Genomic DNA, 8,081 nt, shown 5'->3' with positions numbered 1-8,081 from the left:
CGGGTGCTGGCGCCCCCCGCCCGCCCCGCCCCGCCGGCTCCACCCCGCGGGGGGTGGGGGCCTTTCGGGCGGGCCCGTGGCGGGGCGCGCGGCCCGGCCTCGCCGCCCCGGTGCGCGGCGGCCATGTGGCGGGGGTCGGACGGCGGGTGCGAATCAAGCCCGGTGGCTCATTGTCATGCACAAATTGGACGGGATATTACTTCTCGGTAATCTCAGGTCGTCCCACGGGTGAACCATGAGCCACCCGTCACGCCCTGAAGGAACGTCACGTGCTCCGACCCTCCTCCCGCCGCCCCGGCCGCGTCCTGCGCGCCGCCCTCGCCACCGCCGCGGCCACCGGCCTGCTGGCCGTCGTCCCGCCCACGTCCGCCCGTGCGGCCGCACCCGCCCCCACCACCCTGGCCGACGGTGACACGGGCACCGCGCACCTCGACGCCGTGGAGCGCGTCCTGCGGGAGGTGTCGCCCGGGCTGGAGGGCACCGTCTGGCAGCGCACCGAGGGCAACAGCCTGGCCGGTGCCGGTGCCGGTGCCGGTGCCGGTACGGGGGCGGAGCCGGCCGGCTGGCTGCTCCAGACACCCGGCTGCTGGGGCGACGCCACCTGCGCCGACCGGCCCGGCACCCGCGCGCTGCTGGCGAAGATGACCGCCGACGTCGCCGCCGCGACCCGGACCGTGGACGTCTCGACCCTCGCGCCGTTCCCCGACGGCGGCTTCGAGGACGCCCTCGTCGCCGGACTCAAGGCCGCGGTGGCCGCCGGGCACCGCCCCGTCGTGCGCATCCTGGTCGGCGCCGCGCCGCTCTACAACGCCAACGTCCTGCCCTCCCGCTACCGCGACGAGTTGGTTGCCGGGCTCGGCCCGGCGGCCGGCTCGGTCAGTCTGAACATCGCCTCGATGACCACCTCGCGCACCGCGTTCTCCTGGAACCACTCCAAGCTCCTGGTCGTCGACGGACGGACCGTCATCGCCGGCGGCATCAACGGCTGGAAGAACGACTACCTCGACACCGCCCACCCCGTCTCGGACGTCGACCTGGCGCTCAGCGGCCCCGCCGCCACCTCGGCCGCCCGCTACCTGGACACCCTGTGGGAGTGGACCTGCGGCCGGACCGGCCTCTTCGACAACGCCTGGTTCGCCTCCTCGGACGGCGGGGCCTGCCGCCCGTCGATCGAGCGCGACCTCAACCCGGCCGCCCCCGCCACCGGGACCGTCCCGGTGATCGCCGTCGGCGGGCTCGGCGTCGGCATCAAGGCCGCCGACCCGGCGTCCGGCTACCGGCCCGGCCCGGTGGTCGGGGCCGCCGACGCCAAGTGCAGCCCGTTCAGCCTGCACGACAACACCAACGCCGACCGCGACTACGAGACGGTCAACCCCGAGGAGAACGCCCTGCGGGCCCTCGTCGGCAGTGCCCGGCGGCACATCGAGATCTCCCAGCAGGACGTGAACGGCACCTGCCCGCCGCTGCCCCGCTACGACACCCGCCTCTACGACCTGCTGGCCGCGAAGCTCGCCGCCGGGGTCAAGGTGCGGATCGTGGTCAGCGACCCGGCCAACCGCGGCGCCGTCGGCAGCGGCGGCTACTCGCAGATCAAGTCCCTGGCCGAGATCAGCGACGTGCTCCGGGCCCGCCTCGCCACCCTGACCGGCGACCGCACCAAGGCCACCGCCGCGCTCTGCGGCAACCTCCAGCTCGCCGCCTTCCGGGCCGCCCCCACCGCCACCTGGGCCGACGGACACCCGTACGCACTGCACCACAAGCTGGTCGCGGTCGACGACTCGGCCTTCTACATCGGATCGAAGAACCTCTACCCGGCCTGGCTCCAGGACTTCGGCTACGTCGTCGAGGACCGCACCGCCGCCGCGCAGCTCGACCGCGACCTGCTCGCCCCCGAGTGGCGCTACTCCCAGGCCGCCGCGACCGTCGACTGGGCCACCGGCCTCTGCCGCGCCTGACCCCGGCGGCCCGGCCCGGCCCGGGCCGGGCCGTCCGGCCGGTCCTTCGGGCCGGATCTACGAGCCGGATCTACGAGCCGGGCCGGCCGTCGTGGCCCGCGGCGGCGTCGCGGGCGGCCCGTTCGCGGGCGCGACAGGGGAGGTGGCGGCTGAGCGCGTCACTGCAGTTGGCGGCGGCCATGCGGCGCAGCAGCTCGGCGGTGCGGGCCGTGAGCGGGCGGGCCCAGGCCCGCAGGGCGGCGTCGGCGCGGGCGTCGAGGCGCTCGACGGCTGAGCGGATCCGGGCGAGGAGACGGACGGTTGTGCGGAGCGGGTGGTTGAGGCGGTTCACGCGAATGCAACCTGACCTTCACCTGTGCGGTTCCGCCCGTCGGTCGCCCGGCCGATGGCAGGGGCCGCGTCGCGCGCCCCTCGGCCCGTGCTCGCGCCGACCGACGGCGCGGGTCGGCAGGGGAGCCGGGGGGAGGGCCGCAGACCGTGCGGCTACCCTCCGGCCGACTCGTGAGGGGTGCTTCGCCGGGACAGCAGCCATTCGCCGAAGAGCATCGTGACGAGGAAGAGGACGAAACCGCCGGCCGCCTCCACCGCGAAGACTGCCATCGGGTGGTACCGGTCGATGGCGTCGGTGGCGTTCAGCCCGATCGCGGCGCCCGCCCACAGGGCGACGGCGCCGAGCACGGTGCGGTGGAGCGGGCGGACGACCAGGACCGGCCGGGGCGGCCACAGCCGCCGCGTCCCGGGGCGGCCTCCGCCGCCGCGTCCTCCTCCGGCCCTGCCGCTCCGTGTGCTCCGTGCGCGGTGTCCTGCCGTCCGTCCGTCCGCCGGTCCCCGGGGTGCGACGCGGGAACGGCGGGGTGCTGCTCCAGTCGCAGCCCCGCCAGGGGTGTGGTGTCGCTGTCCTCGCCGGTCCGCGTGGTGACCGTCCAGCTGGCCGCGGTGTCGGAGACCCTCACACGGAGCCGGCCGCCAGGGCCGAGGACCCGGCGAGCACGGCGGCGTAGCCCGGACCGGGCGTCCGGGCGGTGGCCCGCCGGCCGATCCGGTCAGGCGGCGGCCGGTGTTCCACCGGCGGCCGGTCCGGCTCGTTCAAGGCACCCCCGCGCCCGTCGGTCCCGCGGGACCAGGCCAGGCGTCGACCGGGAGTGGCGCCAGGCGCTGTCCGGGCTCGGAACCGCCGTCTCCGTGCGGAGGGACGCAGGCCGGTTCACGGTTCCACGCCCTGACCGAGGCGGTGCCGGATCAGTGTGGTGGCGACGGCGACCTGGGACGGTTCCAGGGCGGTCCGGCCGTCCTCGACGTCCCAGAGGGCGTTCTGCAGCACGCGGCCGAGCGTCCAGCCGGCGGCCCGCGAACGGTCCAGGCCGAGCGTGCCGGTCAGCAGGTCGAACCGCCGGAGGACGGTCCGTTCGGTGGCGGAACCCCGGTGCGCGGCGTCCCACCGCTGGTCGATGGCCGGGAGCAGGTCGAATCCCGGGTCGCCCGAGAGGGGTTCGGGATCGATGGCGAGCCACGGGTGGCGCTCGCCGGCGAGCACGTTGCCGTCGTGGAGGTCCCAGTGCAGCAGCCGATCACCGGGCTCGTCGAGCAGTGCGGCCACCGTCGAGGCGCAGGTGCGGAGGAGGCGTCGCTCGTCGGGGTCCCGCAGGGAAGGGACGGCCCGGGGTGCCTCGTCGACCATGGCGGCGGCGAGGTCCCCGAGGCGGCGGAGCCCGGCCGGGGCGGGGACGGCCGTCAGCCGGGCCATCAGGCCGGCGAGGACCGACAGCGCGGTGTCGTCGTCGGCCACCACGCCGAGCGGCCGGGCCGCGTCGAGCCGTTCGAGCAGTTGGGTGCCGGTGGCTGGGTCGTCGTCGAGCAGCAGGACGGCGCCCTCGCCCCGCCAGGCGCGCAGCCCGGCGGCGACGCCGGCCGTCTCCTCGCGGACCTGTTGCAGCCGCAGGACCGCGGGGGAGCCGTCGGCCCGCAGGACGGGAAGGACCAGCGAGGCCATGCCGTGGGCGGGCGGGCCGTCCGGTCGCAGGGTCCATCGGTCCAGGAACTCGGCAACGAGGGAAGGGAGTTCCCCGATCCAGGCACGCTCGGCGACCCCGTGTGCGCCGTAGGCGGCGGCGAACTCCTCGGGGACACGAACGGGGGCGAGGGCGCGAACGGGGGCGGGGGTGGTATCGGGGGCGGCGTCGCGGTTGTTCAACGGAAGCCTTCCTCGTCGGGGCCGGGCAGGTTGTGTCCGGCGGGTCGTGCCGGTTCGGTCGCTGCACGGGGTTCCGCCGCGCAGTGGTTCCGACTCTCGCACGTCGGCCCGCATGGCCGGCCGCCGGGTGTTCCGTCCCCATTCGGTCACCTGACGGTGTTTCGGCCGCCGGGTGCGCGGAGACTGGGGGCCGGCGCCCCGGACCCGGGGGCCGAGGTGCCGGCCCCGTGCCGTGCCGCCGACGCCTCGGCGCCGAAGCGGCAATGTGCATGCCATTGTTACAAAATGTCCCGACCCGTTTCAGAGTCGCCCGTGGGGGCCTAACATCCTGCGCGGGACACCTGGGGCCGCTGCCCCGGCTGTGCTCCGCCGCGCACTCTCGTGTCGCAACTGCCTTGTGAGGAAACGTGTCTGACTGGTCGTTGGCCATAGATTTCGGTACCTGCTTCACCACCGCGGCGGTTCGCGTGGCGCAGGCCGGTCCGGTGGTGGCGGTCGAGATCGAGAACAGCCGCTACCTGCCCTCGCTGGTCTGCCTGGACGACGCCGGGGCGCTGCTCACCGGCCGCGCCGCCGTCCAACTCGCCGCCCAGCGGCCGGAACGGGCGGAGCTCGGCCCCAAGAGGGCGCTGCTCCGCCAGCGGGCCGTCCTGCTGGAAGGCCGAGAGGTGGCCACGGTCGACCTCGTCGCCGCCGTACTGGCCCGCGCGGCGGCGGAGGCCCGCACGCAGAACGGGGGCGGCGCCCCGGCGCGCACCGTGCTCACCCACCCTGCGGACTGGTCGCCGGTCGATCTGGGCCGGCTCGTCGAGGCGGCCGTCCGGGCCGGTATCGACGACCCGGAGCTGCTGGCCGAGCCGGTGGCGGCGGCCCGTTTCCACGCCGCCGCGGCGGCCCTCGGGGCGGACGCCGGTGAGGCCGGGCACGCCGACGGCTCCGCGCCGTACGAGGACCGCCCGATCGCCGTCTACGACCTCGGCGGCGGGACGGTGGACATCGCCGTACTCCGCCGGGAGGGGGGCGAGTTCAGGGCCGTCGCGGTCGCCGGCAACCCGGACTTCGGCGGCCGGGACCTCGACCAGGCCCTCTTCGAACTGCTCCGCGACCGCGCGTTGGACGTGGACCCGGCCCCCTGGTACCGGCTCTGGCCCGATCCGGCGTCCGCTGCCGCTTCCGATTCCGCTGACGCTTCCGACGCTGCCACCGCCCACCAGCGTTTCCAGCTCGCACGGGAGTTGACCCTCGCCAAGGAGTCCCTGTCGAGCACCGGGACGGTCTACCTCGCGGTGCCCGGCTACCGCGACCCGTTCGTCGTCCAGGGCGGCGAGTACCGGGCGGCCGTCACCCCGGCGCTCACCGCCTCCGTCGAACTGCTGGAACGGGCGCTGGCCCGGGCCGGAGTGTCCCCGGAGGACCTCGCCGCCGTCGTCCTGTGCGGCGCGGCCGGCCGGACTCCGGTGGTCGCCGACCTGATCGCCGCCCGTCTGGGCCGGCTTCCCGAACTGGCCGCCGATCCCAAGGCCGTGGTCGCGCTCGGTGCGCTCACCGACCCGCCGGCTTCGCCCGGACCGGCGGACGGCGCCGGCGGTGCCCACGACGGCGCAGACGCCGGCCAGAGTGCCAAGCGCTGGGCCGTCACCCACTATCCGGACGAGAACGACCCCCGTCTGGACGGGCGCCGGCCCCTCTGACCCCTGATCCGAACCGACCCGCCCCGGAACGAACCCCCGCCCCGGAACGAACCGCCGGGCCGGGACCGGACACCGCACCCCCAACTCCGTGTCCCGCCCGTCGGGAGCACTCCGACCGGACCCGCCCGCCTCCCGAGGAGCCGCGAGGAATCGCATGGACATCGTGATGCTCGGCCACCATGCGGCCGGGAAGACCAGCTACCTCTCCCTGATGTACGCGGCCATGTGCGACGGCGTCGAGGGCATGACGCTGAGCACCGCCGACGCGACCGCCCACCGCGTGCTGACGTCCGGCGCACGGGACATCCTGAGCGGCCGCTACCCCCGGCCCAGCGACCGGCCCCGCGCCTACGACTTCGTCCTGCGCCACGACGGGGCCGACGTCTTCCCGTTCCGCTGGAAGGACCACCGCGGGGGAGCGCTCACGGAGCACCGCAGCGACAGCCGGCAGGCGGCCGACCTGCACGACGACCTGGTCGCCGCCGACGGCATCGTGCTCTTCGTCGACGCCCTCCGGCTGGACATCGACCCGGAGGCAGCCGAAGCCGTCCGGCGGCTGACGGTCCGGGTCCACCAGGCCCTCGCCGATCGGGAGGAGACGCTGACACCGCTGGTGATCGCCCTCACCAAGGCCGATCTGGTCGACCTCGGGGCCGACGACGCGGAGGATCGGTTCGTCGGACCGTTCCGGCCGCTGATCGAGGCGGTCGCCGAAACCCGCCACATCCAGGGGGCGTTCATCCCGCTGGTCTGCGGACCGGAGCCGGAGAACGTGGCGCTGCCGGTGCTCTGGACGCTCCGCTTCGGCATCGTCGGGCGGGCGATGCGACTGTCCGCCTCGATCGACAGCCTGATGGCCTCCGCCCAACTGGCCGATCAGCGCGACACGCTGTGGGACCGGGTCAGCAGCTGGTGGGACGACGTGCCGTCCTGGGCGGCCCTCCGGGACCGTGACCGGGCCCTCGCCGCCGCCGAACTCGCGCGCCTGAAACCGCTGGTGGAGCCGGCCGAGCGGTTGGGCGAGCTGTTGGAGGACATCATCTCGTTCTGAGTCGCGGTCCGGCCCCGCCACCGTGGGGCCGGCCCCGACTCCCGATCCGATCCCTCCCAGGCACCACCGGCAGCCCCACCACCATCGGAAGCTCCGAGACCCTCGACCTCGCGAACAGAGGACCGCGTCCATGGACGTTCCCAGCATTTCCGTGACCATGATCGGAGCCGCCGGCTCCGGCAAGACGGCCTACCTGCACGGCATGTACAACCGGTTGTCGTCCGGTCTGAAGGGCTACTACCTCTACACCACCGACCCCGACCGGGACCTCGACCTCGCCGAGCACTGGGCCAGGCTCCGCCGCACCGGCGAGATGCCGAAACCCACCCCGGACGACGTGCCCGTCACCTACGAGTTCGTGTTCCGCCGCGGCATGCGCGACCTCATGCAGGTGGACTTCGTGGATTTCCGCGGCGACTCCTTGGTCACCCCCCGCGGCTTGGCGCGGGACGCCTCGCGGCTTGGGGAACGGCTGGAGGCCACCGACACCATCATTCTCGCGCTGGACTCCGAGCACGTGGCCGAGTGGGTCAAGGCCGGGGCCCCGGGCAGCCTCGAACGGGCCGGAGACCTGATGGAGATCCCCCGGTGCAGCATCGCGATCTCCAGGGTCTTCAGCAACCGCTTCCGTGCCCGCCAGCCTCCCCCCGGTGTGGTCGTGCTGCTCACCAAGGTCGACCTGTTGGCCGCGCGCACGGGGATGAGCGCCGCCGAGGCGCTCCAGGTGGTGGCGAGGAACCTCGGGAACCTCGTCCCCGCCCTCGCCGGGGAGGAGGCCGAGGGCGTCACGGTGGCGCTCTGCCCGATCCAGCTGGGCACCTTCGGCGAGGGCGATAGGACCATCGTCGACGCGACCCGGATCAGCCCCAAGAACCTCCACCTGCCGATCGTCTTCAGCCTTCGCCACTACCTCAGCGAGGGCATCGCCCGGAACGAGCACGAGATGGCGAGGCTCTCCGCCGGCCTCGACTCCTCCCGCGGCGAACTCGCCGCACTCAGCCAGGGGCTGTTCGGCGGCATCTTCAGGGGAGACCGGAAGAGTTCCGCCCGGCAGCAGATCGAGCGGCTCGTGGCCGACAGCCGGGCGACCTCGGCCGACCTCCAACGGGCCCAGGACCGGTGCGCCGAGCTGGACCAGGAACTGCGAGGGATCGCCATCTACCGCGACGGCCGATTGCTGACGGACTGACACC

Annotated in this window: 7 protein-coding genes; 4 read left to right on the top strand and 3 right to left on the bottom strand. The window is 74.5% G+C overall.

Annotation, left to right across the window (positions count from 1 at the left end; genetic code table 11):
- Nucleotides 1-269: 269 nt before the first annotated feature.
- Complete coding sequence (locus ABZY91_RS33330) at nucleotides 270-1,955, top strand: phospholipase (RefSeq protein ID WP_355406867.1); 1,686 nt, start codon at nucleotides 270-272, stop codon at nucleotides 1,953-1,955.
- A gap of 70 nt (nucleotides 1,956-2,025) precedes the next feature.
- Here ABZY91_RS33330 and ABZY91_RS33325 read toward each other — a convergent pair whose 3' ends face one another.
- The 3 genes from ABZY91_RS33325 to ABZY91_RS33315 all read right to left on the bottom strand — a co-directional run bounded on the left by ABZY91_RS33325 (nucleotide 2,026) and on the right by ABZY91_RS33315 (nucleotide 4,146).
- Nucleotides 2,026-2,286: a hypothetical protein gene (locus tag ABZY91_RS33325; RefSeq protein ID WP_329881041.1), complete on the bottom strand. Its 261-nt coding sequence runs from the start codon at nucleotides 2,284-2,286 to the stop codon at nucleotides 2,026-2,028.
- 152 nt (nucleotides 2,287-2,438) lie between these two features.
- On the bottom strand, nucleotides 2,439-2,633 hold the full coding sequence (locus ABZY91_RS33320) for a hypothetical protein (RefSeq protein WP_355406865.1): 195 nt from the start codon (nucleotides 2,631-2,633) through the stop codon (nucleotides 2,439-2,441).
- Nucleotides 2,634-3,159: 526 nt separating this feature from the next.
- Nucleotides 3,160-4,146, bottom strand: coding sequence for an aminoglycoside phosphotransferase family protein (locus tag ABZY91_RS33315; RefSeq protein ID WP_355406863.1), 987 nt, complete (start codon nucleotides 4,144-4,146; stop codon nucleotides 3,160-3,162).
- 422 nt (nucleotides 4,147-4,568) lie between these two features.
- Here ABZY91_RS33315 and ABZY91_RS33310 point away from each other — a divergent pair, with 422 nt between their 5' ends.
- The 3 genes from ABZY91_RS33310 (at nucleotide 4,569) to ABZY91_RS33300 (ending at nucleotide 8,077) form a co-directional block, all read left to right on the top strand.
- Nucleotides 4,569-5,837 carry an Hsp70 family protein gene (locus ABZY91_RS33310; protein ID WP_355406861.1) on the top strand — a complete coding sequence of 423 codons (1,269 nt, stop codon included), beginning with the start codon at nucleotides 4,569-4,571 and terminating at the stop codon, nucleotides 5,835-5,837.
- A gap of 154 nt (nucleotides 5,838-5,991) precedes the next feature.
- A complete protein-coding gene (locus ABZY91_RS33305; protein ID WP_355406859.1) occupies nucleotides 5,992-6,888 on the top strand; it encodes a hypothetical protein in 897 nt (298 codons plus the stop codon).
- A gap of 130 nt (nucleotides 6,889-7,018) precedes the next feature.
- Nucleotides 7,019-8,077, top strand: a complete 1,059-nt coding sequence (locus ABZY91_RS33300; RefSeq protein ID WP_355406857.1) for a hypothetical protein — start codon at nucleotides 7,019-7,021, stop codon at nucleotides 8,075-8,077.
- Nucleotides 8,078-8,081 lie beyond the last annotated feature (4 nt).

The sequence above is a fragment of the Kitasatospora sp. NPDC002965 genome, assembly GCF_040611255.1.
In the GTDB taxonomy this organism is placed as follows: Bacteria; Actinomycetota; Actinomycetes; order Streptomycetales; family Streptomycetaceae; genus Kitasatospora.
This window is presented reverse-complemented; position numbering and strand designations above follow the sequence as displayed.

Bases quoted from the DNA above. Each gene is read 5' to 3' on its own strand.
- ABZY91_RS33300 (WP_355406857.1), top strand. From the start codon at position 7,019: ATGGACGTTCCCAGCATTTCCGTGACCATGATCGGAGCCGCCGGCTCC.
- ABZY91_RS33305 (WP_355406859.1), top strand. From the start codon at position 5,992: ATGGACATCGTGATGCTCGGCCACCATGCGGCCGGGAAGACCAGCTAC.